The organism is Alteromonas sp. H02, from assembly GCF_059682525.1.
In genome coordinates this window covers 1,030,203-1,056,327 of the sequence record NZ_CM185021.1, presented here as the reverse complement: position 1 = coordinate 1,056,327, position 26,125 = coordinate 1,030,203, and the positions used below count along the sequence as shown (strand labels likewise).

20 protein-coding genes are annotated in these 26,125 nt (G+C 47.4%); 9 read left to right on the top strand and 11 right to left on the bottom strand.

What is annotated here, in order from left to right:
- Window positions 1-85: 85 nt before the first annotated feature.
- Entirely contained in the window at window positions 86-268 is a 183-nt protein-coding gene (locus tag AC566Q_RS04785; RefSeq protein WP_499614269.1) for a hypothetical protein, read from the bottom strand.
- A 297-nt stretch (window positions 269-565) separates the two neighbouring features.
- On the opposite strand from AC566Q_RS04785, the gene AC566Q_RS04780 reads away from it, so the two are divergent.
- Together AC566Q_RS04780 and AC566Q_RS04775 are read left to right on the top strand one after the other, a co-directional pair.
- On the top strand, window positions 566-1,249 hold the full coding sequence (locus AC566Q_RS04780) for a peptidylprolyl isomerase (protein WP_499614261.1): 684 nt from the start codon (window positions 566-568) through the stop codon (window positions 1,247-1,249).
- A 668-nt stretch (window positions 1,250-1,917) separates the two neighbouring features.
- Entirely contained in the window at window positions 1,918-2,052 is a 135-nt protein-coding gene (locus tag AC566Q_RS04775) for a hypothetical protein (RefSeq protein WP_499614258.1), read from the top strand.
- An 82-nt stretch (window positions 2,053-2,134) separates the two neighbouring features.
- Here AC566Q_RS04775 and AC566Q_RS04770 read toward each other — a convergent pair whose 3' ends face one another.
- Both AC566Q_RS04770 and AC566Q_RS04765 read right to left on the bottom strand, forming a co-directional pair.
- Entirely contained in the window at window positions 2,135-3,817 is a 1,683-nt protein-coding gene (locus AC566Q_RS04770) for a glycoside hydrolase family 13 protein (RefSeq protein WP_499614251.1), read from the bottom strand.
- On the bottom strand, window positions 3,808-5,145 hold the full coding sequence (locus AC566Q_RS04765; RefSeq protein ID WP_499614249.1) for an MFS transporter: 1,338 nt from the start codon (window positions 5,143-5,145) through the stop codon (window positions 3,808-3,810). Before AC566Q_RS04765 ends, AC566Q_RS04770 begins: the two co-directional genes overlap by 10 nt.
- A gap of 363 nt (window positions 5,146-5,508) precedes the next feature.
- Between AC566Q_RS04765 and AC566Q_RS04760 the strand changes: the two genes are divergently transcribed.
- Entirely contained in the window at window positions 5,509-6,705 is a 1,197-nt protein-coding gene (locus tag AC566Q_RS04760) for an MFS transporter (RefSeq protein ID WP_499614245.1), read from the top strand.
- A gap of 18 nt (window positions 6,706-6,723) precedes the next feature.
- On the opposite strand, the gene AC566Q_RS04755 is transcribed toward AC566Q_RS04760, so the two are convergent.
- Both AC566Q_RS04755 and AC566Q_RS04750 read right to left on the bottom strand, forming a co-directional pair.
- A complete protein-coding gene (locus AC566Q_RS04755) occupies window positions 6,724-8,610 on the bottom strand; it encodes a DUF3857 domain-containing protein (RefSeq protein WP_499614241.1) in 1,887 nt (628 codons plus the stop codon).
- A complete protein-coding gene (locus AC566Q_RS04750) occupies window positions 8,600-9,646 on the bottom strand; it encodes a DUF4234 domain-containing protein (RefSeq protein ID WP_146129560.1) in 1,047 nt (348 codons plus the stop codon). The genes AC566Q_RS04755 and AC566Q_RS04750 overlap by 11 nt, the downstream gene beginning before the upstream one ends.
- A 462-nt stretch (window positions 9,647-10,108) precedes the next feature.
- On the opposite strand from AC566Q_RS04750, the gene AC566Q_RS04745 reads away from it, so the two are divergent.
- A complete protein-coding gene (locus tag AC566Q_RS04745) occupies window positions 10,109-11,575 on the top strand; it encodes a PQQ-dependent sugar dehydrogenase (protein WP_499614236.1) in 1,467 nt (488 codons plus the stop codon).
- A 54-nt stretch (window positions 11,576-11,629) separates the two neighbouring features.
- On the opposite strand, the gene luxS is transcribed toward AC566Q_RS04745, so the two are convergent.
- Window positions 11,630-12,136: an S-ribosylhomocysteine lyase gene (gene luxS, locus AC566Q_RS04740; protein WP_499614231.1), complete on the bottom strand. Its 507-nt coding sequence runs from the start codon at window positions 12,134-12,136 to the stop codon at window positions 11,630-11,632.
- Between the two features lie 164 nt (window positions 12,137-12,300).
- On the opposite strand from luxS, the gene AC566Q_RS04735 reads away from it, so the two are divergent.
- On the top strand, window positions 12,301-12,771 hold the full coding sequence (locus AC566Q_RS04735) for a CreA family protein (protein WP_499614227.1): 471 nt from the start codon (window positions 12,301-12,303) through the stop codon (window positions 12,769-12,771).
- 28 nt (window positions 12,772-12,799) lie between these two features.
- Here AC566Q_RS04735 and AC566Q_RS04730 read toward each other — a convergent pair whose 3' ends face one another.
- The 3 genes from AC566Q_RS04730 to prsT form a co-directional block, all read right to left on the bottom strand.
- A complete protein-coding gene (locus AC566Q_RS04730; RefSeq protein WP_499614224.1) occupies window positions 12,800-14,119 on the bottom strand; it encodes a mechanosensitive ion channel family protein in 1,320 nt (439 codons plus the stop codon).
- 132 nt (window positions 14,120-14,251) lie between these two features.
- A complete protein-coding gene (locus AC566Q_RS04725) occupies window positions 14,252-15,421 on the bottom strand; it encodes a glycosyltransferase (protein ID WP_105934807.1) in 1,170 nt (389 codons plus the stop codon).
- Window positions 15,422-15,624: 203 nt separating this feature from the next.
- Window positions 15,625-18,396 (bottom strand): XrtA/PEP-CTERM system TPR-repeat protein PrsT, encoded by a 2,772-nt coding sequence (gene prsT / locus AC566Q_RS04720; RefSeq protein WP_499614221.1) that lies wholly within the window; start codon window positions 18,394-18,396, stop codon window positions 15,625-15,627.
- A gap of 212 nt (window positions 18,397-18,608) precedes the next feature.
- Between prsT and AC566Q_RS04715 the strand changes: the two genes are divergently transcribed.
- The gene (locus AC566Q_RS04715; protein WP_499614218.1) at window positions 18,609-19,745 is read left to right on the top strand and encodes a trypsin-like serine protease; all 1,137 of its coding nucleotides are present in this window, start codon (window positions 18,609-18,611) and stop codon (window positions 19,743-19,745) included.
- Window positions 19,746-20,036: 291 nt separating this feature from the next.
- On the opposite strand, the gene AC566Q_RS04710 is transcribed toward AC566Q_RS04715, so the two are convergent.
- Together AC566Q_RS04710 and AC566Q_RS04705 are read right to left on the bottom strand one after the other, a co-directional pair.
- Complete coding sequence (locus AC566Q_RS04710; protein WP_105934803.1) at window positions 20,037-21,191, bottom strand: hypothetical protein; 1,155 nt, start codon at window positions 21,189-21,191, stop codon at window positions 20,037-20,039.
- 3 nt (window positions 21,192-21,194) lie between these two features.
- Entirely contained in the window at window positions 21,195-22,754 is a 1,560-nt protein-coding gene (locus AC566Q_RS04705) for an MBOAT family O-acyltransferase (protein ID WP_105934802.1), read from the bottom strand.
- Between the two features lie 177 nt (window positions 22,755-22,931).
- On the opposite strand from AC566Q_RS04705, the gene AC566Q_RS04700 reads away from it, so the two are divergent.
- The 3 genes from AC566Q_RS04700 (at window position 22,932) to AC566Q_RS04690 (ending at window position 26,098) form a co-directional block, all read left to right on the top strand.
- A complete protein-coding gene (locus tag AC566Q_RS04700) occupies window positions 22,932-23,576 on the top strand; it encodes a response regulator transcription factor (RefSeq protein WP_105934801.1) in 645 nt (214 codons plus the stop codon).
- A gap of 19 nt (window positions 23,577-23,595) precedes the next feature.
- A complete protein-coding gene (locus tag AC566Q_RS04695) occupies window positions 23,596-25,242 on the top strand; it encodes an MASE1 domain-containing protein (RefSeq protein WP_499614213.1) in 1,647 nt (548 codons plus the stop codon).
- Between the two features lie 79 nt (window positions 25,243-25,321).
- Window positions 25,322-26,098 (top strand): FlgO family outer membrane protein, encoded by a 777-nt coding sequence (locus tag AC566Q_RS04690; RefSeq protein ID WP_499614211.1) that lies wholly within the window; start codon window positions 25,322-25,324, stop codon window positions 26,096-26,098.
- Window positions 26,099-26,125 lie beyond the last annotated feature (27 nt).

Below are 26,125 nucleotides of genomic sequence, written 5' to 3'. Positions count from 1 at the left end.
GGCGCAGGATTGGTTTCAAGTCCGCTTTAAGCTAAAACGGACCGGGTGCTGTTATCACGATTACGAGCTAAGCCGAAGTGATTGACTAGGCGTCGCTTTGTCTTTCAAGCTCTATGGCATACTCTACCAATTCTGCATTGGAGAGATTGGCATCATAGCTGTCTTTATCCTGAGCGAGAATTTTATCGATAAATTTCTCAACTATCTGTTGATGACCTTCATCCAGCAGGCGGTATTTGGTGAGGAGCCTTGTCTCTGTGTTATTCATATCCAAGTTATTCTTCCTCTTTTGTTGTCATTTACAACCAGCTTGTTGGCTGACAGCGACGCACCTGAGGCAGTAGCCCGCTTATCAGCAACAAACATTACTGTTTATAGTAGTCACCCAGTACAATAATTGCCAATCTTCGCCGCCCTCCTCACAACCATCGCCATATAAAGGCATACCGAATGTTTATACCAGTCAGAAACACGATTACAAAATGATACAGAGAAAAGGTTTCCGGCCATCCGGACTTTGCGTACTATTGGCCTGCATTTGAATAACAACGAGCAGATGACCGGCATGATAAAACCAATTCTTGCACTAAGCACAGCCGCTCTTTTCAGCCTGCAGGCTGCGGCGACGGTGGTGGAAATCCGTACCAATATGGGCAACATCAGCGTTAACCTTTTTGATGAAGACACCCCGGAGACCGTTGAAAACTTTCTTGAGTACGTTAACTCAGGGGCTTATGCCAATAACGTAGTACATCGTTCTGAACCTGACTTTGTCGTCCAGGCTGGCGGCTTCACCTACAACAATACCCTGCCACTCGACAACGTTGCTACCGGTGTAGCAGTGGTTAATGAACCGTTGCTTTCGAATGTACGTGGCACTATTGCCATGGCCAAACAAGCCGGCGATCCGAACAGTGCTACATCACAATGGTTTATTAATTTATCTGATAACAGCCAGAACCTGGATGTGCAGAATGGTGGCTTTACCGTATTTGGCCAGGTGATTGATAACGGCATGGATGTCGCAGACGCAATTAGCGAGCTTCCTCGCTTTAATCTAGGCGGGGCAGCAAACTCTATCCCGCTCCAGGATTACACCAACGACGATGCCACCAACGGCCGTGAACCGGACGGCGATAACTTTGTGTTAATTACCGATATTGTGATTACAGACGCAGCTACGGTGACCAATCCGGACTTAACCCCTGTTCCCAACACCCTGATCAATCGGGTAGCCGGAGGTATCTAGCCTCCAGCCCCCACAACACCCTGCATGCGGCTCCGCACAGGGCGTTTCCCAAAAGTTTTCAAAATAGGCTGGCCGATTAGCTCCAACTTATCCCAATGCTGGTTTCTGCTTTTGCGCCAACGCTCCTAAGCCCGGTCGGGCATGAAGACGTTGAGCTGCACAGGCTCCTCACTGACCTTTAGGTTCAGGCCTTCACCGTGTCCCATCCATTACGATGGGTGTTTGGCTACTATGCCGTCTGCTGACTTCTGCTTAATCATCAACAAAGTTGCCTCTATTGACGCTGTCGGTTTTCATCGTATTCGCTCTTTCCAGTTGATGGAGCTGAAAAGCCAAGGCACTTGTATACCAGAGCCTGACTGGTTAGTTACCGACCGCTTGTTAAGCAGATCTCCCCAGATAAGGACATGAACTGTCTCTGCACTGCTGCATCATTTACGGTGGCCGTTAGATCACATGGTTTCGTCGTCTTGTGCCGACTCACCTTCAGCCTACGCCTCATATGATATTCTTGTTCATCAGCTCGCAGATTTGCTAGCGGCTTCCTCCAGACAAATCCTCGCGGATTTGCCCTTGCCATTCGCTAGTAGTTATCATCTAATAGCAATATAAATCGCTAAGGATGGTGACCTTCCTACAGAGGACTTTCACCTCATTAGTTCATGCCCATGCTGGGCGTACACAATGGCAGTGAACCCACACCACCTTCAGGTGGCGGCTCCTCCGGCGGTGCAATGCATCCGCTGGCGTTATTAGTTATTGCCGTAACTACCATCGTGTTCCGGCGCAGAATTAAACGCTAAATCGCAAACCAGCCTTTTATCCCGGCAAAAACAACAAAGCCGCTCATATGAGCGGCTTTTTGGCTTAAAACAGCGACGATTTTTACGCTAGCCGGATCACCACAGCCTGCCAGGGCTCAAGGGTATAACCAGAATCATCTGACTGCAGCGATGCATAGTTATTGATCATGACATTGTCGCCAATCAGTGCCGGCTCCAGTACACAATAATGTTGATGGCTCGAATAGTTAAGCAATACAAGAATCACCTCATCATCAAGTTTACGGGTGAACGCATAAATATGCTCATCATCCGGTAGCAGCAATTCATAAGCGCCGTAAACCAGCGTCAGATTTTCCTTGCGCAGGCGGGTAAGCTGGCGGAAGTAATTCAGTGGCGAGTCCGGGTCTTCTTCCTGGGCAGCCACGTTGATCTCGGGATAATTACCGGTCACCTTTAACCAGGGTTTACCGGTAGTAAAACCAGCGTTGGCCGAATCGTCCCACTGGATAGGCGTACGGGCATTGTCGCGACCACTTAACTTATGTGACTCGAGCAGCATTTCGGCATCACCGCCCTCATTTTTGGTGAGGTTATACCAATTGATGGTCATGAGATCGTTGTAGTCATCAATGCTGTCGAATTTGGCATTGGTCATGCCAATTTCATCACCCATGTAATAATAGGGTGTACCGCGCATGGTAAGCAAAAAGGTGCTCAGTAACTTGGACGACTGCACACGGTAAGCTGGCGAGTCGTCACCAAACCAGGTCACCTGGCGCGGAAAGTCATGGTTGGTATGCCATTGGGTACCCCAGCCTTTTTCATCAAAAGTGGTTGCCCAGGCGCTCATGATCTCTTTGTACTTCACCAGGTTCTGGAAATCAGCGTTGACGATCTTACGTTGATCAACGCCTAGTTCCACATGCTCAAAGTGGTAATTCATGTTCAGTTCCTGACGGTCTTCGTCCACCAGGTCATGGATATTATCCAGGTTGGTGCCCGGCCCTTCAGCTACGGTCATAATATCGTAGTGCTGCAGCACCTCACGGTTCATTTCGTGCAAATACTGATGTAAACGGGGACCCTGGGCATAAACATCGATCATGGCATCGCCATGCACGCCCTCGAATACCGGATAGTCATCATGCTTGGAAATAAAGGTGATCACGTCCATCCGGAAACCATCGATGCCCTTTTTAAACCAGAAATGCATCATGTCGAAGATTTCTTCGCGCACCTTGGGGTTTTCCCAGTTTAAGTCTGGCTGGGTTTTATCAAAGTAATGCAAATAGTAAGCGTCGGTGGGCTGATGATAAGCCCAGGCACTGCCTTCTTCGTCAAAGAACGACCAGCGCTCCGGCGGTGTGCCCTTTTCGGCCGGCCACCAGTGATAAAAATCGCGATAGGGGTTATCGCGGGACGAACAGGCCTGTTTAAACCATTCATGCTCGCTGCTGGAGTGGTTTACCACCAAATCCATCACCACCTTGATGCCACGGGCATGAAAACCGGCCAGCAACTCCTCAAAGTCGGCCATGGTGCCAAACTCATCCATAATGTCACGATAATCAGAAATATCGTAGCCATTATCGTTGTTAGGCGATTTATAAACCGGGTTTAACCAGACAATGTCTACCCCCAGCGAAGCGATGTAATCGAGGCGACTAATAATGCCCTGGAGATCGCCCACACCGTCACCGTTGGAGTCTTGAAAGCTGCGGGGATAAATCTGATAAACCACGCCCTCTTTCCACCATTGGCGGTTCATCTGTGTTAGTTGCATGATTGCTTCTCCTGATTAGCCAGATGATCAGGTTTGGTGTTAATGCGCAATGCCAGACCGGCACCGACCACAAACAAAATACCGGCCAGAGCCAACGCGTTACGCGGATCTCCGCCCAGTAAAGAGTCATAGAAATAACCCACAGACAGCATTTCCATGATCTGCGGCAGGCAAATCATGGCGTTCAGCAGCCCCATGTAAACCCCTACTCTGGCGGCAGGTGTTACGTCGGCAGCAATGATAAAGGGCACGGTGATGACAGCCGACCAGCCAATACCTACCAGCGCCATACAGGCAAAAGTGAGGTACAAATCAGTGGTTAGTTGCATCGACAGGTAACCCAGCCCGCCAATCAGCAAAAACAGTGCATAAGTTTTAGCATCACCAATTTTGGTAACTACCTTCGCGATAACCAGCGCCATGAGCAGGGTGGTCACGTTCATAATGGTAAACGCCATCCCTACCTGCGCTGTCCCTTCTACAAAGCCGGGGCTATCCGGATTAGGGGCATCGTATACGTGACGGGCAATCGACAACGCGAGGTACTGCCACATCATAGGCAAACCAAACCAGGTCACCAGCTTCACCCACCACACGGCGCGCAATGACTTAGGCATGTCGACCACCGCACTCCACAACTCAGTAAACACATGGCTAATGCTTTTATGCTCCCGTTTAGCGTGAAAAGCCTCCATATTTTCTGGCGGATATTCCTCTGTTTTTATAAATGACCAGGCCATGGAAACCAGGATCACCACCACACCGAAGGCGAAAGAATATTTCACTATTTCAGGAATTTGCTTACCGTCGGTTTCGGCTGAAACGCCCACAGAGATCATTATCAATGGCATCAGACCTGCCAGTATCTGACCGGCAGCAATCATAAAAGACTGTAAGGCATAACCAGTAGGACGTTGCTGATGATTGAGCTTATCACCTACCAGCGCACGGTACGGTTCCATGGCGGTATTCATAGCTGCATCAAGGATCCAGAATAATCCCACTACCATCCATAATTCAGGCACATAAGGCATAAACATCACAGCAATTGAGCCAACCAGTGCACCAATCATAAAAAACGGTTTACGCCGACCAAAGCGAGTCCAGGTACCATCACTGATAGCCCCTATCAGCGGTTGGATGAGCAAGCCAGTTACCGGGCCAGCCAGCCACAGAATAGGCAGTTCGTGCTCTGCCGCACCGTGATAGCGGAAAATCGGACTCAGGTTAGCCTGTTGCAAACCAAAGCCGTATTGGATGCCAAAAAAGCCAAAGCACATGTTCCATATCTGCCAAAAGCTTAAGTTCGGTTTTAGTGAATCTTTCATAGCAAGATCTCTGTTTGTAGTAAATGTTAGCGTAACAAACATGCTCCTGATTCACACAAACTCGAAACATAAACATGTAACACGCTGATATTAGTGCAAGGTTTGATGTTGTGCGCGACTATTCGCAGCCTTTCTGCGCAACATAAAACACACAAAAAATTAACTTCGCAAACTGAATCTTAAACGATTAAGAAGATTACGCAAGTTTTCTGCTCACTTTCTTAAAGTTAAGTGTGTAACTCATTATCCTGCAAAAGAAAATATTAAAAATCTGTATTAAGCATCCGAGCTTGCCGTTTCAAACGTTTGTCATAACAACAAAATAGAATGATAACTTACTAATCATAGCGGGAAAGTCTTTCGATGACCTCAGCGATTTCCAGACGTTTATTTTACGGGATGACCGTCACTTTTATTCTCCTCGCTGTCCTCGGTCAACTTTCAACGGGCATTTATACGCCATTCTTTAATGAATTAGCCCAGCTGCATGGCGCAAATATCGCTCTGATTGAAAAAAGCGTAGCCATTTTTCTCATCGCGTTTGCGCTATCGCAGCTGTTATCCGGCATCGCCTGCGACTACCTGAATAAGCCTCGTCTGCTGCAGTCAGGGTTACTGTTATTTATAGTGGGCACGTTGATGGTTGCCTATGCCAATAGTCCGCTGCTCTTTTTAACCGGGCGGGTAATTCAAGGGCTGGGCGGTGGGGTTGGCGTTTCGGTAACGCGAGCCTTATCGAAACAGATATTTAACCCACAGCAACTGAATGTATCTCTTTCTCTCACCAATATGGCCTTTGCCATCGCCCCGGCAATAGCGCCAATGATAGGCACATTCACCGGTGAGTGGCTGGGACTCAGGGCCATATTCCTCGTGGTGCTGGTAATTGCGCTGCTGGCTTTCGGATTACTTTTTGCGGTCACTCCCGCGCTGAAATTGCGGCCTATTTCCAACTCTCCGCATGTAATGCGGGACACCTTAACGCTGCTAAAAAGCAGTGTGAGCCCGATTCTGTTAACCGGAACTGCCAGCGGATTACTTTATGGCATCGTTTTCGGCTTTGTGACTATCAGCCCGTCTCTGATTATCAATGAGCACGGTTACAGCAAAGGGGCATTTTCGTTGTTTTCGCTGCTGGCTACCATGTGTTTTGTGCTGGGTAGCGTGGTAAATATTAAATTATCGGGCGTTTCTGCGCTGCATAAATTCACACTGTCCGGGTGGGTGATACTGGGGTTGTCTTGTACCGCCCTGTTGTGGATCTCAATAATGGGGGCTGACAGCCTATGGCTCATTATGAGCTTTAGTTACCTCATTTTCTTCCTGGCCGGTATTGCCATGCCCTGCAGCGTGCTTTTAATGCTCGGCTTTTCTGACACCTCGGCGGGCCTGCTGGCCGCTTTAACTGGCTTTTTCCACCTCACCGGCGCATCCGTCGGCGCATACCTGGTAGCTATAATAAATCAGCCACCCGCTCACGCCTTCATACTAACAACCACAACCTTAAGCCTTTGCTGTGTGATTGCCTGCGCTTTTATCAGCATTCAGCAATCAGACTAACGCAACCACTTAGCGGGCTTAACTATCATGCCCAAAGGTAATCGGTGCCTGCATATAGAAGACATTTAATAGATCATTGAAGACTTTTATCTCTTCTACTGCTAGATAGCGCGAAGGCATTGATAATGTGGTAGTCACGTACAAAGTATCCAGCTCATCGCCGGGCTCAAACCGATAAGAGCGGGTGAGCCTGCCATACTGATGCTCCAGGTTCAGGTCCGGCGGATAGCGGTTGAGTGCCCAGTCATGCGGTACCTGAATTTTATACTCAGACTCGACTAAGAAGCCGGGGTAAAACTGACCATAAACTTCGTTGTTGAGCCATGATGATGAGAGTTCTCCGCGTAACCACGAGTCATTCTCAGCCAGAGAAATGCCCTGCTGAGGATTAAAATAAGGCTCGTAGGTGGTTTCAGCGTGGGTAGTTAACCTACTCGACATAGTATCAACGCCGGAGATCTCAAACACCGGCTCAGCATCTTCATTGGCCACATCATGATAAACATCCACCATGTATTCAAGGCGTTTTGGCTGCGACAGACCAGCCATGTTCTGACGCATTAACGATGCATACTCATTCAGAAAAGTGAGGGTAACGAGCTCTTGCTGGCCCCCCTCTGGCGTAATGGTAATATCTGACAGCGCTTTAAGCTGCCAGCGATATTGCGGGCGTGGAATGGTAGTTAACGACGCATCGTTAGAAAGGTTCAGTGCAACCCGCCCCTGGATCCAGTCTGACGTGCTCTGCCATTGCGTGTAGGGGTCGGTTGGATCGAGGCAATATTGCTGGCCTTCAAAATTAAAACAAACCACTACGTGATCAAATAAACCGACGGCAGCAGCGCCCGCCATGCCCGGCCGCTCTCGTTTGGTTGCCACCAATACCGGCTCAGCATCAATGTTAATGGCGCGGAGCATGGCTATCAGCAAGGCCGATTTGTCTTTACAGTCACCAAAGCGGTTGTCGATGGTTTCGTCCACGTTATGCGGCACTATGTCGTAGCCGGCTTCAGAGCGAGAAACATAACGAATATCGCGGGCAACAAACTCGAAAATACGCTGGATCAGTGCCTGCTTGCCATCAGCACTACCAGCAAACTCATCAACCAGCGGCTGTACGCCCTGGTTATTTTTGATAGCGTTGACAAAGCCAGGGCGCACTTGCGCTTTAACCGCCTGCCAATCTGGCTCTGTAGAAAGCGTGATCTGGCCTAACTTATCGCCCCAGTTCACCACGCTGTCAGACTCTGCCGCCACGAGATTAACGGCGTGACAGTACACCCGCGCGGGCTGCTGCTCACAACTTACAAGCTCACTGGTATTATCAAAATACAACCGGGCGCTGTCGTCCCACTGCGCCTCAAAACTGTAATTCAGCATATCAGCAGTTTGCTGAGGGTAGGAGCGAATACTCCAGAAGGGTCGCTCCGTTGTGAGAGTTTCCTCAATTTTATATGCAATCAGCGTGATGCCGCCCACTTCCACCGCCGGAAAAGACACAATCATCTTTTCGGTTTCCGTGAAGGTATTGTAGGTATCTTCTGCAATGACTTTCTGATGAGACTCATTGACGTAACTCACCTTGCCTTCTGGCGAAATACTCGCTGCCGTCAGCACCGTGAGCTTTTCATTTAACTGATTAAAATAAATGCTTTCGTAAGCATTGTTCTGCACGGATGCTGTGGTGGGATAAAACCAGATTTTATGACCGTAAACGGTTACTTTGTTGTCTTTCACTGCAACTTTGTAGGTACGCTCCAGGCCGGTTAACGCACTGTGGGCATCAGGTTCCAGTTCACTGGCAAGCTGTTTGGCCCGCGCAATCAACCCATCCCCCTGCAGAAATTCAGCCGATACCGGCAGCGTTAACAGCAAACTGAATAATAGGAGTAGCTTACTTCTCATCTGCGATCAGCCCTTTTACGTCCCTGACAAATTGCGGCTTGTATTGCGTATATTTACGCGGTGCCACCCACATGTATCCCACCAGCTCAACCAGGCCTTTCTCCCGTTCGATAAGGTGTGAAATATAGAGCTGCTTATCACCAGCCTCGGTATTTTCGCAGCTTACTACCGAACGCAGCAGATCGGTTCCTTGTTGCAGTGAACGTGAAGCCGTACATTGTGCACCGGGTAGCACTTCAAGGTAAGTAGCGTAGCGATTTTGCGCGACTTCATTAAAGTCGTCATGTTCGGTATAAGTAAATACGGCGTACCACATATTGTTTAATGAGGCAGGCCCTCGTAGTTCGTATTCAGCCGTGCCATCGGTGACAGTGCCAATCGGCACATTTTCCCAGCCTTCCTGGTTCACCGTAAAGCGCACGCCTGCCTCAGGCAGCACGACTTCGGTTCCGGACTCAATACGGGTAGTCTCTACATTCACCAGTTTCAACTGCCCCAGCGCCCAGAACAACCCAACCCACAGGGCTAAAAACAGTAACCCTACCACCCACTCCAGGGCGTTGAATCCGGCGAACCGGTGCATCATTGGTTCGCTCTCAAATGCTTGCCTGATGCGATTTAAACGATGATGTAGTAGCAAAAATAAAATAAACGCCACAGCCCACAAGACAAATTGCAGCGCCTGACTCTCAATGAATTCGGCAACAACATAAGCACCAATATAGGCACCGCTGAACAGGCCATTCCAGGCAATGTTCTGCATTCTGCTCCAGCCCGGCAGTTGCCGCTGGGCTTCAATATCACTAAACGTTTTAAGCAGGATGTGCGAGGCAAAAGGCAACGGCAAACACACTACCGGCGCAAAAAACCACAGGATGGGCGTAAATGAGCGACCGGTTATGCGTTTACAATCGCGGGCGGCAAGGGCAAACCATATAAACAGGTAACAACCCATGGTGACGATGGTCAGCAGACCTTCCAGCCACACGGCACGATAGGGTGCTACCTTCTGATGGGTACGGGGGGAGTCTGTCACATCCTTGTCCTCTACTGCATGGGTAGTCCTCTACCCGATAAAAAAGGCGGCGCTATTTTTCGCCATGGTTATTATTGTTTTTTAAACAATATATTCTACGCGGCAGATTTGCCACACTAGCCTGATTTTATTAGAGAATTGGTAAACCAGTAGCGGCCGAACGATTGTTTTAATTTAGCAATCAGTTTACTTAAGGATTAACAGACCCGCAATCAAAAGCTAACGAACCATCATCTTGTTAAAGCGACCCGGATTAAAACGGCCGTCCGATCTTACGGCTTTATCGCGCTATAATGTACGGCCACAGTTCTTGCAATTTGCTTTGATATTCATCCAGCCGTGAAAGAACGTGAATGTGTCTTGCCCGAGCAGTTGTTCGAAAGTATTCTGTTTGATTATTAATACTATTTTTAGAAAAGCCTCGCTAAGGCTTTGATAATTTGAATCAAGGAAGTACAGGTTATGGAAAACTCAGCTATTCGCATAAGGGAGATTTCTCTGCTGGGATTACTTCTATCTGTATTGTTTGGCTGCAGTGACAATAAACAGGTTTCTGTAACTCAGAGCTCTTCACCAATGCAAGCTACTGCGGTCACTACAGCCCAAATTAGCCAACCTATTAATTATGAAGATATACAGGTTATTATTCGTGATGTCGCGACCCTGCCGATACGTCCGGGTAAACGTTCAGGCGCCAGAATAACTACCCTAGCCTCTGTTAAGGACGATTCAAAGCGCTTCTATTCGGTGGACTTGGATGGTTATGTGTATACCATCGATAACGAAAAGCTCATTAACGAACCCTTTTTAGACGTGAACGCTGCCCTCGGCGATGTGTTTGTTCGAAATGATACCGAAAAAGGGCTGACCTCGATGGCTTTTCACCCCAATTTCGCCCGGCCCGGACTGCCCGGTTTCGGCAAAATCTATACGGCAACCACTGAAAGATACGGTTCCGGCAAGCCAGACTTTAAGGAAGTGAATACAGGAAGAACACCATCGCATCTGGATGTTATCCGGGAATGGCAGATGTCTTCTGTCAGCAATAACCGCATAGATTCTTCTTCAAGTAGGGTGGTAATGCGAATTTCACACCCTTTTCGCGATCACACCATCGGCCAGATCGCGTTTAACAACAGAGCAATGCCAGGTGAACCTGATTATGCCAGGCTCTATATTGGCGTTGGGGATGGCGGTAATACCGTGGGTTATAAACAGGAAATAAACGCTTTTCATACCGCCCAGGACCCACAACTCCCATTAGGTAAAATTTTGCGGATTGATCCGCTTGCCCGAGGTGCCCGACCCTATACAGTGCCGCCGGATAACCCTTTTGTAAATAACCCTCCTTTTTTACCTGAGATCTGGGCTTATGGGTTACGCAATCCGCAGCGGTTTACCTGGGATAGTGCTGGCGACCATCGCATGATTCTCATCGATATAGGTCAGGCTTTGGCTGAGGAAATTAATGTCGGTATCGCCGGAAGCAACTATGGCTGGAGCCAGCGTGAAGGCTTCCTGAATGTCGACCGTAAAAACAATAAAACCTATCATCCTCTCCCGGCAAACGACTCGCAGTTTAACTATACTTATCCGGCCTTACAGTACGAGCATGATTTGGGGCGCGCAATAACTGGCGGATATGTATACCACGGAGCGCTGCTAACTAAACTGAATGGTATGTATATCTTCGGCGATATGGCCAGCGGACGGATTTTTTACACTCAGGCTGCAGCTCTCAGGAATGGCCAGATGGCCCAATTCGGCGAGCTTAAGTTAAAACACAATGCCAGGATAAAAACGCTGTCGGATATTCAAAATGGCGCTAATCATGCGCAGATGCGGTTTGGTGTGGACGGTGCGGGTGAGCTGTATATTCTCACCAGAGGCGATGGCACAATCCGAAAAATGGTGATGGTGTCGGGGTAAACCGGCAGAAGTAAATAACTTCTGCTCCCGGTACGAGAGCAGAAGAGGCCTGTTTTATTGCTCTAAAAACTCATCGCTTAGATAAAGCTCGTCGTTACTATTGATACCGACTTTACGATTCAACACTTGTTGCGCAATGTCTTGCGCTTCTTTCAGTGAGTGCATTTTGTATGTGCCACACTGGTACTCGTTTAGCTCGGGAATATCGGATTCTGTCTGAACATTCAGCACATCATTCATGGCTGCCAGCCAGGCTTTGGCTACGCGCTCCTCGTCTGGTGTACCAATCAGGCTCATGTAAAAACCTGTACGGCAGCCCATCGGAGAAATATCGATGATTTCAACGTCGTCCGCATTTAAATGCTCACGCATAAAGCCCGCAAACAAATGCTCAAGGGTATGAATGCCTTTTTCAGACAATGCTTCCTGATTTGGTACCGTAAAGCGCAGATCGTAAACGGTGATGGGATCGCCCTTAGGCGTCGTCATTTTTTTCGCAATGCGTACAGCCGGGGCTTGCATGCGGGTGTGATCAACACGGAAGCTGTCGAGTAATGGCATGATTAAATTCCTTGATTGATATCGGAAATGCGACCTTTGGTACGCGCACAACCGTAAATAAGTTTAACGCCGGCTATTGTACATCAACTATCAGGGATAAACATACCGAAGCATCGCCGTTGGGTGTACCCTGTAACCAACCGGCAACTGTTAAAAGGAATGTTATGAAAAAGCTGATAATCGCACTAACGGGCGTTTTACTGCTAACTGCCTGCGACCGCAACGAAGTGGGTGATGTCTCTTTGGGGCTGTTTACCACCAAGGACATCAAAATAGACATGTTCACCGACCCATTGATCCCGGGGGTAACCTGCCATGTGGCCAGCATTGAGGCGGATTTAAGCCTGGCCGATCCCTCCGACAGCTCTATTGCCTGCCGTCAGACCGGCGAAATCACGGCTGCCATGATAGCGGCTATCGATAAATCAAAATCAGGTGACGTCGTCTTTAAAAAATCGAAAAGCGTACTGTTTAAAAATATGAAAATTCGCCGCATTTTCGACCCCCAAAACCAAACGCTGATGTACCTGGCCTACTCCACCAAGGAAACTTCGGGCAGTTTTAAACACAGCTTATCGACCGTGCCATTGTGGGGTACAGGCGCCTATCAGACTACGCCTGTTCCAACCAACTAAAACCCAGGGGGCACAAACCCCCTTTTAATCAGGGCGTAGTATTTTTAAGTGAAATGGCGTCTTCGTTAATGACACGCACTTCGCGTTGCGGGAACGGGATTTCAATATCGTGTGCCCGCAGTGTTTCAAACACAATCAGCAGCAAATCGCCGCCGACCCGGTTTTTACCGTCATCCACACCTTCCATCCAAAACTCCACAAACATATTAACGCCGGAGTCGCCAAAGCTGTCGATCTCACAATCAGGGCGTTCTTCAAACGGAATATCCGGGCCGCCTATTACCTGGGGATGTTCGCTTACGGCCTCTTTGATAATTTCGACCATGGCGCGGATGTCGGTTTTATAAGCTACGGAAAAGTCGATGCGGTAACGTTGTTTAGGATCTTTATGTGTCCAGTTAATTAACAGCGAACTGATAAACTTCTCATTTGGGACGAGGATATCTTTACCGTCATAGGTTTCTAGCACCGCATAACGCATTTTAAATTCGCGCACAAACCCCTTGCTGCCGTCATCAAGTTCAACGAAATCGCCCACGGTTAATGAGCGATCCAGCAGAATAATAATGCCCGATATAAAGTTTGAGGCAATCGACTGTAACCCCAGGCCCAGTCCCACACCCAGCGCACCACCAAATACCGCAAGCGCCGTAAGATTGATCCCCATGATATTCAGCAAGAGCAGAAAAATAACGCAGAACAGTACCACCTCAAAGAGCTTGGAAAACACCTCTTTGGTGGTCACATCAAGCTTTTCATGATTACGGATAATGTCTTTACCCACGACGCTGGATGCCCGGCCAAGCCAGAACAGTAAAACCCCGAATATAGTCACTCTGGCGATGCCGTAGGCAGAGACGCTGACGTTGCCAATATTTATTGAGATTGACTCTAAGGCGGCAATGACAGACGGCAGCACATCAATCATGTGCAGAAAGACAATGGGCAAACCCACCCAGCGCAGAAAATTCGCTATTCCACGTCTTTCAACAAAGGCACGAATAAAAGAGTTGAGGAAAATCATAATCGCCAGCACTACCGCGACTTCCAACAGCCAGGCGTCTAACTGATACTGCTTGCCCAGTATGGAGGTAAGCTTTAGCAGGGTAATAGTAATAACCGGGAACAGCGTACCGCCAAGGCGGTACATTTTGAGTCGGAGAATATGCGTACCGCCAGCTGGCGCTTCTCTCGTCCAGCTAAATTGCCGACGCAAACTCGAGGATACCAGCCAGGCAACGGCATAAATCGAGACAATAACGATAGCCTGGTACAAAAATGTTGGACTGAGAATGGCGTCCTGAGCAACCAAAAAGGCTTTCTTCAGCTCAGCGATAAAGGCTTCCATAATTTACCCTGCAGAGGATGTGCTTCGGGCAAGTTTTATCGTTAATCACTCTGCGGGTAAAGAAATATATTTAGAATATATGTAAATAATTATCTATTGAAATTTGATTTAAACAGTTGAAAACCTGAATAATCAAACACAACTAGTTCGCACTTCCTCGTATTCCATTGATTCTCTCGTTTCATATACCCTATCCCGCCAGTGAGCCTGGAAATTTTGCGCAGAACTATAAGCTAACAATTTTTCACAACAGTTAAATGATGGTTCAGCCTGTTCATCCTTTATGTTCAATATCATCTCAGACACGCTCCTTTCATCTAACGAATCTAACAAATAACCAACATTGAAATTTTCAACCATGTATTTAAACCAGTGGTAATTTGGAACCAATACCGGAGTATTCGTTTTTATAGCTCGCATTACAATGCCTGACGGGCTGTAATGATGAGCATAAAGGGCACAGACCAAATCAGCGCAATTCGTAATATCCATTAATTCCTGGTCACTTAGGTACCTATTAATGACATGAAACCTATCCCGTTGTTCTTCGCCGAGATTGTCTATGTAAGTTTGAATCTCTTTCGAAAGTTTGCCGGCCAACACAAGCTTAACCTTATGTTTTGCTGATATTGCAGCTACAGACTTAATAAGCATGATTGCGTTTTTCCGCGGATGTGTATTCATCGCTCCGCATGCCAATAGGTAAAAAAAGCCTTTCTTGAGCCCAAACTGCTCATAAGCAGCTCGTTTGGTTATGGGTTCTTGTTTGTCAATAGGGTCAGGAATCAGTTTGAATCGACTACGGATAAAATAGCCTAACAAACCAGGATGATCATACGAAGCATTATCGATGGTGCTCAGGGTATTTTTCGGATGCAGACACAATAACAAGAGTTTGATCAGCTTCTCGCCATAAGATGCGTTAGTCAACAATCCGGGGCTTAGCATTAAAAAGTGATACTTCCATCGTCCAGAAAAATTGAAAATGGGCCATAGCCATGCTGCTGTAGTTCCTGTTGGAGCAATGATTTTCTTAACTGGAGTCTGGCGAGCCAACTCTGCAATTGACTTACACTCATAGTAACTCTGGATAAAACTATTCGATTTAAAGGTTTTCCGATAAAAAATCACTTTATCAACTTTCTTGCTGATCGCCTCGAAAACAGCGTTTGTCGCCGGGGTCAGTATCAACACCTTTTCATCTTTATCTAGTGCACTCAGAACTTTATCCAGATACGTAAGGTGGTGCCCGGTAACTGAGGGCAAGTAAATGCACAAATAGGAAGGGTTTGTTTGTCGCATAATATGGGCTCACTATTATTTTTTTAATCGGCCACAAAGGTCAATGCCGTGCGAAGTGTAAACCTAACGCACTTAGGTCAGTAATGCTTTTAAGCATTCTCTATCTTTCAGCCTGTATCGTCAGAGTTATTCAACTATTTTTTCGAAATCGGTTTTGACTTAACTATAGTTGAGAAAAACTGACGATGCAGACTGATAGATACTTAGCGAGGACTAATATTCTTTAATTCATATTGTTGAATCAGGCTATTCAGGCGCACAAATGAAGCGGGTTGCGAAAACCGCATACGTTCAAGTTTACGCTGAGCTATCGCTTTGCTGCCTTGTTTTAGCAGCGTTTCAACGTAATTCAGGCGGATGTGTTCGGCAATGCCGGGCTGCTCAATGATCGTTTCGTAAAGTACGATGGCTTCATCTGCCTCCCCTTGTTTGGTTAAAATTTCGGCATAGGTATCCACAACCCCGTCGTTGGTCGGCATAAATTCGTAGGCTTGCTCAATCAACTTTCTCGCTTCTTCTAGTTCGTCCTGATTCATTTTAAGGTACGCGAGATTATTCAGTGCTACGTAATTATAGGGATCTGCCGCGATGGCTTCTTTATAGCTCGTTACTGCCTCATCCGGGGCTAATACCATCTGAAACTCCGCCATCAACATCAGCGAACGAATGTCCTTGTCTGGCGTAGCGTTATGTTTCTGTAACAACGCTAACGCCTCGTTGCGCTTATCCTGTGCCGCGTATATTCGGGTGAGTAATGCGAGGTAATCAAAGCTTCGATTCGCCTTATAAGCTGCCAGCGCATCATCAAGGGCTTCTGCAGGACGTCTTTCCAGCAAACTGATATAGGCATTTATTCCCCGTACTTCTGGTTCATCGTATAGTCGTTCATCAATTTGCTGCCAGGCCGCTTTGGCTTCTTCAAGATTACCCAGCCTTGCATTAAACAACGCCTGAAGGATGCGAATTTCCTGATTATCTTCCAATTGTAAAAAGCGGTTTGCTTCGGCCAGCGCCGCCGGATAATTGCCACGGATATTATTCACTGCAATGACACCTATAGCCGCGTTTTCCTGATTTGGAAAAAATTCGGACCATTGCCTGAAGTGCTCTTCGGCAGCAATAACCTGATTGGTTTGTACTAATACATTACCTTTTAATTGCCACAGCGTTTGAGGGCTGTCAGCAGAGAGTGAAATACCTTCGATTAGCTTAAGCGCCTGCTCCTTTTGGTTGAACTCCAGAGCCTTTTGGGCAGCCAGCATTCTTAGTGGCGGATTCGTCAGGCCCGACTCGAGAGAATTAATGAGTGAGGATAGCTCCTGTTGCGCCTGCTCTTTGTCCTGTGAGAGTAGAAACTGCCATGCCCTAAAAGCGCTAGGGCTGTCTGCAACGATTTTTCTGGCCAGCGTCAATGCATTATCAACTTGCCCTTGCTGTTCAAGCACGCGCATTTTTAAAACCTGTGCAGGTACTGCAGTTGGTTGCTCGCTAAGTGCCTTCTCAACAGCCACCTCAGCCCCAGCTAAATCACCTTTCGCCAGTGCAGCTTCAGCATTGATTATGAAACTGCTGAACGCTGTCTTATCATTGCTATTTAACTCTCTGGCAATGGCTTTTGCTTCGTCATACTTACCATGTTTGATAAGCGCCATAGCAATCATCTGTTTAGCCTGGACCGGGACTTCCTGATCTTCGACGATCTCATCAACACCTATCAAACCGTCAATATCGTCTACCGATAACCGCAACAAATTCAATTGCACAATTTGCTCAGCGCTTTGTGACAAATCTTCCATTTGTTCAATCATTTCGCTGGCTGCCGCCTCATCATCCGCTTTCAACATTTCCAGTGCCGCTTTGGATAACAAGGGAACATCCGTGGATTGAAAGTTATCGAGGCGTTGAATTACGGATTTTACCTGAGCACTGGTACTTGAGTTTACCTGACTGGCAGCAAGCAAACGTAACACTCGGTGATCGTCTGGCAGTAAGCTGGCAACCGTTGATAAATGCTCCACGGCTTTATCGTAATTCTCGGTTTTGTAAGCGGCAAAGCCAGCAACCACTCTTAACGTTGGGTCCAGTCGACCGGTATTTATTGCTATTTCAGCATATTTAAGTGCCGCTTCGTGATCGTTGTCTACTGCCCGCGCAATGCTTTTGAGCTGATTTAAATACGGGCTTTTACTGTTTACCATCAATAGCTCATCCACGAGAGGCTCTGCCTGCTTAGCATCCCGCTGTTGAATCAGCAAACTGGCAAGAATAAATTTCACTCGTATATCAGTAGGTTCAACGCGAAGATAGTCTTTAAACGTTTCAGCAGCTTTCGCTCCCCGACCGGTAGACGTATACAGCCGCGCCAGTATTAATAATGCATCACTATTAAGTGGCGAGCGATCTCTGGCTTGTTCAGCCTTAGCCATCGCCTCCTCATATTTTTCGGCTGCCAGTAATGGAATGAGCTGAATCAGGTCGTGATAAACGCTGTTCACATTCAGCGCTGTTAAATTTTCTGACAGTAACACGGCCTGCTTATTTTGCTTGAGTGTCAGCAGTGATAAAGCTTTGCGATAACCTACAATTACTTTATCAACATTCGATAAACCACTGCTTTCCAGCGGCAATTCTGTCATCGCCACATCGGCGCGGGTCTGCTGAAAAGCCTTGGATAATAATGGCAACACATCGGCCGGTTTGTAGCCATAGTCGAATGCCCGGGAAAGTTCTTTTTCCGCCGACTCGTAATCCTGTTCCTGCAAATAAATTTTGCCCAGTTCAAATCGTGGCTGAGCTGCTTGTGGATCCAGTTGAATGGCATTCTTGAGCGCAATAATAGCGGCTTTATTATCGCCTTGTTCTAAATGCTGTTTTGCTTCACTTATATGCTCAACAGTGGTTTTCTGGCCACAGCCTGCAACCATTAGCAGCACAGCAGAAATCACGGCAATTCGGGTGGAGGTAGACTTGTTCATATCGTTAGAATCGTTACTGAGTGTTTTTATTATATCCAGTTTTCAGCATACCACCTTAATGTCAGTTTTTTTAACAGAATTGTTTGCTCGCACTGAAAGTGCACCGTTAAATATACATATAGTCATTAACTTTCAACAAGTTAAAGAAAAACACAACAGAGGCTCGATACTTGCATAAGAAAATTTCGAAAAAAACCATGTGGAAAAGCAAAATGAAAATAAAAAACAAAATGTTACAAACAGGGACTCTACTTTGTAGTCTCCTGACGGCAGGTCTGGTTACTGCATCACCAGTAACGTTAGAGGGCCATTCAGTTAGTCCTGCTATTGCAGCAGGTGACTCTAACCTGTACGGCAATGGCGGTGCTCCTTTCACGGCAGCAGGTGAATTTACCGGCGTAGTGAGCATTGAAATCTTCCGTGACGGTGGCTTCTACATTTGTACCGGTAGTGCGATTTCGCCACGACACATTATTACTGCAGCACACTGTATTGAACGTGATGACGGTTCAATTATGGACCTGTCTACAGGCACGGTGAGTGCAGTTTTCTCTGACGGCGGCAGTTTTGTTGACTACATCCCTAGCTCCAGCGTAGTCGCTCACCCTGATTACCTGGGTTTTGGCGTTTGCTCAGCTACTGAAGGGGCTGGTTTTTCTGGCGGCTGCCTTAACGATGACATCGCGATTTTAACGCTGGAAGAGGATATTCCTGCGGGCGTTGAAATTTATGATTTCTACACTGGCGACATTGACAATGGTGACCTTTTCACTATGGTTGGTTATGGCACCACGGGTAACGGATTAGATGGTTACACAGCTGGCCCTGACTGGACGAACAAACGTTATGGTTTCAATATCCCGGAGTTTTTCGACTGTGACGATGCCAGTGTGGCTGCTCCAGATCGTTCAGGCGGTTATTCATCTTCAGCTGCCTGCCCTGTAGCATTCGGCTCCGAAGCTGAAGTATGGTATGCCGACTTTGACGGTGTAGCCGACGGCACTAACTGGGATTATTTCTGTATCGTATTTGGTGTATGCGGCGACGCCTTCGGCAGCGATACAACTACCGGCTTGTTTGAAGCAAACATTGGTGGTGGTGATTCCGGTGGTCCTTCATTTGTTTATGATTCCACAAACGATAAGTTTTTGTTAGCGGGTAACAATACTTTTGGTATTGATAGCTCACCAGTCGCTAATGGCGGTTACGGTCACATCTTTGGTGGTAACCTGTACGCGCCTTATCTTGATTGGATTAACAGCATCACTAACGCAAACGCGCCTGCTACGCTGGCGATTTTGTTAAGTGGTCTTGGCATCATGGTTGTACGCCGCAGAAAAGCCAAATAAGCATCTCTGATCGTACTAATAAAGGGAGTTCAGTAGTGACTGAACTCCCTTTTTATTTACCTCAAAAAACGCCTTTCTTTGCAAACTACCTTATCACCGCCTCAGACTGTCGAACCGGCCATTGATTGAATTAAACGCGACATCAGGTGTTAGCAATATACCTAACAGGGAACGGCTACGTGGAATAAGCAAACTCTGGACAGAATTGTCGATACAGACGATCTTAAAGTCGTTATTTGTCTTCAATGCTAAGCGAACGAACCCGTGCTGCCACGATTTGCATATCGCCGATTACCTGATTTCAGGCTGAGCTAAACCGTCGATACTCAGCTCAATGGCTCTTTCAATGGTGTGCTGTTGCAACCTGATTGGCCAGTCAGCAGTATTAATGGAAGAGGGTTTATCCAGTATTGCTTTTAGCACCTCATCGCCCAGCTTGGGTCGATAATGGGCCGGCTCCCAGTACCAGGTCATAAGTTGCCTGTCCTGTGCATAGTTAAGCGGTTCCAACGTTTGCTCGCTGGGTAAACTGAAATCATAAATTGCGTATTCAGGGTACCTATCTCCTACCCGGGCTAAATCCCGCTTCCATTGCAGGTAGCTTCCCCAGTGACCGCTCTTGTAAATAACCTGCCAGTAAGACTGATGGTATGGATTGATAAAGAAATGCAGTGCAACCTTCGGATGCGCTGTTTTCATCTCCTCCAGAAAGCTTGTTAGTAAGGCTATTGAATAAACCTGCCCGCCAGCCTGGTAAGTCAAATGTTTGCGCCCAAAACGCATAAATAGGCCATCAAACTGATGTTGAAAGAAGCGTCTTTTACCTTCAGCTTTAATTGCATCCAGGTAATAGCCGCCAGTATTACTGCCCAGGTGGGTAATATTATTATGAGTCCCTCCCTGCTGGGCGATGGTCCTCACCGAATCGAACAGCGTATCAAGTGAAAACACTGCAGGATAAATGCGCATTAGCCTGTCTACAGGGCTCTCAGGATGTTGAGTAATAGTGTCGAGTAACGCCTGCTGAGACCACGGCCCAGGACTATGCGAGTAATTATGCAGGAAATACCGGTAATCCAGGGCGATAATCAGTGTAGTCAGGTTGGGATTATAACGGGCCTGACTCAAGGCATGACGCAATGTTTCCGCCAGACCAGCGCCGGGCAGCGAGAGATTATAGGCGTGACGCCCTTTGAGTACCTCAGATTCAGCAGCAATGCCAAGCTGAACCCTTGAATTACCTATTAAAACAGTATCAGGCTGCAGAGCCTGTGCGCGGTAAGGAGTGACTTCCCTTACTCTTTCATCGGCCTGGGTCTTCTGCTGATTAAACCCTTTTAGCGCCGGGCTCCAATAAAAGCCGTAGGGATCCACCAGAAAGTTGAATCCGCCGACCAGGGCGAAGACAAGAACGATAAACAGTGCTAAACGCGTTAGATAATTCATAGGCTAAAACTGAAAATAAAGGAATTCACTCACCTGAGACAAAGTGAGAACCCCGGCCACAAAAAGTACCGCTGAAATCAAAGCCCAGCGCGTATTCGCTTTCCAGCCTATTCCGGTGACCAGGTTAAATCCGGGCCAGAAGGTATCGCGCCGGTTATAAGATAACTTGCTCAACGAGCCCGCCACCCGACTGAAAATATCCTGCGTATTCGGCATCATCAGCACCACCACCAATAAAAAGAAGTTCCACACCCAAACTTCAACAAAAGCGCTGCTTCCGGCGGAAGACTCGGTTATCCCTATCTGCGATAGCATCCCTGTTACGGTGTCGCCTAAGCGGGTCCAGATACCTTGAGGAATAGATACGCCGTAACCGCCAACCATTCCCTTTAACATAGTAATAGCACCGTCAAAAGTAACCGCCCGGAAAAAGACCCATCCAACGACTACGCCAACAAAGGTAACAGCCCAACCTATCATTCGGGCCCAGCCACTCTGCAACGCATGCAGTGCAGGACACAGGTAACGCCAGGCATGGAAAATAATCAGATAAGAACCATGCAGAGCCCCCCAGATTAAAAAGTTCCAGCCCGCGCCATGCCAGATCCCGCCAATGACCATAGTTAAAAATAAATTGCGGTATCGATTGAAGTTACCGGCCCGGTTCCCTCCCAAAGCTATGTACAAATAATCCCGAAGAAAACGCGATAATGTCATGTGCCAGCGGCGCCAAAATTCAGAAATATTGACGGATTTATAAGGCGAATAGAAATTTAATGGCAAAATGATGCCAAACATTCTGGCCAACCCAATGGCCATATCGGAATACCCGGAGAAATCAAAATAGAGCTGGAAGGTATAGGCCAGAGCTCCGGCCCAGGCAGCAAAAAAATCCAGTGTTACGCCATTATCCACGTTAGCAAAAGCAACATTGGCATAGCCTGCTACACCATCGGCGAGTACCGCCTTCTTAAATAACCCAAGAGCAAATATCGACAATCCCAGTCCCAGATTCCTGGCTGTGATAGAGGCATGGCCATTAGCAAACTGAGGCAGCATTTCTTTATGGTGGACTATAGGGCCTGCTATCAATTGCGGAAAAAACGTCACAAACAACGCATAATCCAATGGGTGTTTTTCTACAGTTTCGCCACGATAAGAATCCACCAGATAAGCAATTTGCTGGAAGGTAAAAAATGAAATAGCCAGAGGCAATACCACACCGGGAAGCGGCAAAGGGGTGTCCAGCAATAAATTGACGTTCTCCAGAACAAAATCGGTATATTTAAAGTAACCCAGCGACAATAAGTTCAGGAAAACACCAATATACAAAGTTATTTTTTTGCGGTTTTTACTGAGGCGCTTTCCTAACTGGTAGTTGAGCACCATGGAGACCAGGATGATAGCGAGGTAAGCCGGATTCCACCAGCCGTAGAAAAATAATGAGGCAAGCACCAGCACGCACACAACGGCTTGAAACGAGGCATACCGCCCAAACAACCACACCAGTAAAATGGTCAGCGGCAAAAACGCAAAAATAAATTCGTAGGAGTTAAACAGCATGCATTATCGCTTTTCGTTCTGTTTTTATAGGGTTACTGTTTTCTTTTGACATTACCCTAACTGGAAAAGGAGTTGAAGCCTTAATTGTACACTTTGTGTTCTCCCCATCTAAGCCATTGGCTTATTTAAGCTAATCACAAGTCGCGTTACACTGGTGCGGTAAAAAAGGACTTGCTGATGCATATTGTTATTATTGATGATCACGAATTAGTCAGGGACGGCATTAAAAACCTGGTTGAGCAGGAATTTGGCTGGCATGTTTTGTTTGATGTAGCCGCGATAGAAGAACTGCCGAATGTAGATGTTCTGGCAGATGTAGACGTAGCAATTATTGATATATCACTGCAGGAAGCCTCCGGTTTTGATGTACTGAATACCGTTAAAACCAACTACCCCGATGTTCGCTGCCTGATGGTAAGCATGTATGAGCATGTCGGCTATATTTCTAAGGCGCTGGAACTGGGTGCCGACGGTTACGTTACCAAAACAGCCGCAACCAAAGAGCTGATGTGCGCGTTGAATGCACTGGAAAACGGCGACAATTATCTCAGCACCGATTTAAGTAACAAGCTTGCTTTTGGCCACAATAACGCCTTTTCGGAACTCACTGAACGGGAAAGAGAGGTGTTTTTATTGTTAGCCAAAGGTTTGCAACCCAAACGTATTTCCAGCCAGCTCAAAACCATGCCAAAAACCATCATGGTGCACCGAACGAACATTTATCATAAGCTCGGGGTGACATCACAGTTCGAACTGCTGCGAATCGCTCTGAATGAAGGTATTCTGAGCCTGGATGACTTTATTCATGCACCCAGCGCATAAACTTTTCACCAGGATTTTTGTGTTACCAGCGCCGTTGTCTATGGTGTCGTCTTTCACTTCATCCTTACAACGTCTGTTCAGCTTTCGCTACCTGCTGATGGGGCTGGTCTATACCTTTGTATTTCATGCCTTCTGGCTGGTGAGCCGCGAATTTGAAACTGTGACAGCTACTGTCAGTTGGTATCTTCCCGCCGGCATCAGACTTGCCGCCTTTTTAGTTTGCCCTTACCGGGCCTGGCCGGCATTGGTTATCTCAGAAAAGCTTACTTTTTTTACTTTGTTTTCACCCGGTGCAGCGCTTGACGAAAGTGCTTTCATGAGTGGTAGCTTTGGCTGGCTGATTGCACACTCAGTACTGTCGCCAGCGGCTGTAATGGTATGCGTGTGGCTGTTCAGAAAGTATAACCGCAGGCCTTTTTTCAATAACGTCAATTCAGTGCTGAGCTTTTTGCTCTCTGGAGTTGCTTTAAGTGCTTTGCTGGGCCTGACTTTTCTGGGCCGGCGAGCAATGGAGAACACCGAATTTCGCGAAATACTCTGGCCTGTCTGGTTTGACTTTATCCTCGGAGATTTTGTTGGCATCCTGGTCCTTACCCCCATTGTTATTGTCCTTCTCCAAAGCAAACTGACCGCTACACGCAGCAAACTACTGTTGCTACTGGCACTATTGTGGGTAACTACCCTATTTTCAGTGATTCTGTCATTTCGTTCCGGATTCGATTTTACTTATCAGCTAAAATACATCGCCATACTGCCTGCCTTGTTTTTCGCCTACCGTTTTGGCATGCACGGCGGCGCGCTGGCCACACTGTTGATAGGGCTAACGGCTTTCGTTGCCTCGCTACATTCAAATGAGTCGCCGCTGGCGCATCAGTTTTACATTGTTGGCATGTCTATTACCGTATTAATTTTAGGCGCCGCTGTAGAGCAGTCGCAACAGATGACAAACCAATTACTGGCAGCCAACAAAAACATGGAAGAGAAGAATCGACTTCTACAAGAAGCTATTAACGATATTCAGGCACTGTCTAATCAATTGGTTGCCACCCAGGAAGCTGAACGCAAACGGCTGTCGCGGGATTTGCACGATGACTTTGGCCATCGAATCGTAGATTTACAACTTCAGCTTGGCCTGGTCGCGTCCCGAATGCCGGCCCAGAATAATGCGCTTAGCACCATTACCTGTAAGCTTGATGAACTGTATAGCGCTATGAAACAGAGTATCGGACGACTGCGACCAGCCGGTATCGACAACCTGCCTTTGGAACACGTACTGCGCAACAACGACACGCTTAAGTCAATGCAGCGGGCCGGTGTTCACTGTCAGTTGCATAGTCAGGGAACGCCGCCCTCGCTAAGCGATGAAGTGCGAATTAATGTGTACCGAATTATTCAGGAGGCCCTTGCCAACATCGCTAAGCATGCCGATGCCACTGAGGTTGAAATCAGTATTACTTATGCTGCCGAAGCCATTCACATCGAGATTGCTGACAACGGCATTGGTCTGATTCAACCCCAGGCTAAACCCTCCTCACTGGGGTTAATCTCCATGCGGGAAAGGGCGCGCTTTATTGGCGCGCAGCTCACCTTCGATTCAGGCCAGCAGCAAGGCACACGGGTCATAATCGATCTTCCTCTAACAGTACAGCCTAAGCAACTGGCTTAGTCTGACTAAGAGTAATACCAATGGCGGCCTGAGCAGAAACGGTTAATAACTATCTTCGAGGTATAGTTAAGGAGGTAGTATGAAAAGAAACACCATTTTATCCGGCCTGACGCTTTCAGCCGCACTGCTGGCCGGGTGCTGCGCCACTGATCACGCACAAACACCCCCCCCACATCAGCACAGCGCGGGCTCAGAAGCCTATGCGGTAGTGCCCGAGCAACCGGTAACACCCGCTAACACCGACCATTCTCAACCACCAACACAGCTTGTTCAGTACCGACCACATCAGGATCGCCTGCAAGCGGTGGATCCCTATATTCCCAGAGCCACACCGGTTTCAGGATGGGCACCGCCGGCTCATACTTACAGGCCGGTGTTTACCCACAAATTACTCGGCGATTACGCCGAACAAATGACCATGAAGTTAATTGAGAATATGCGCTATGTCTCCACGAATACACCCGTTGCTGTCACATCACTGGTGGATCTGGATAGCTCACTTTCCCACACTAACATTCTGGGCAACCAATTAGCGGAAAGCTTCATTACCGAACTGCAGGAGTTTGGCATTCCTGTTGTTGATTTTAAAACCACAGGTGTGATTCATGTTGGCGGCAGTGGCGACTTTGTATTCAGCCGCAACTTAGGCGAACTGGAACGCAATCCCTACATAAAATACATTTTGTCCGGCACCATGACCTACAATGACCGTGGTATTATTCTTAATATCCGCATGGTCGACATCAACTCGAAAGTGGTTGTTGCCTCTTCCAAAGGCTTTATTCCTCAGTTTGTGGTTGATTCACTTTATCCGCGTAATTACGTCGACGGCATAGTGCTGGATACTACCAGCTAACATGCGCTGTTATCGACGTAACAACCC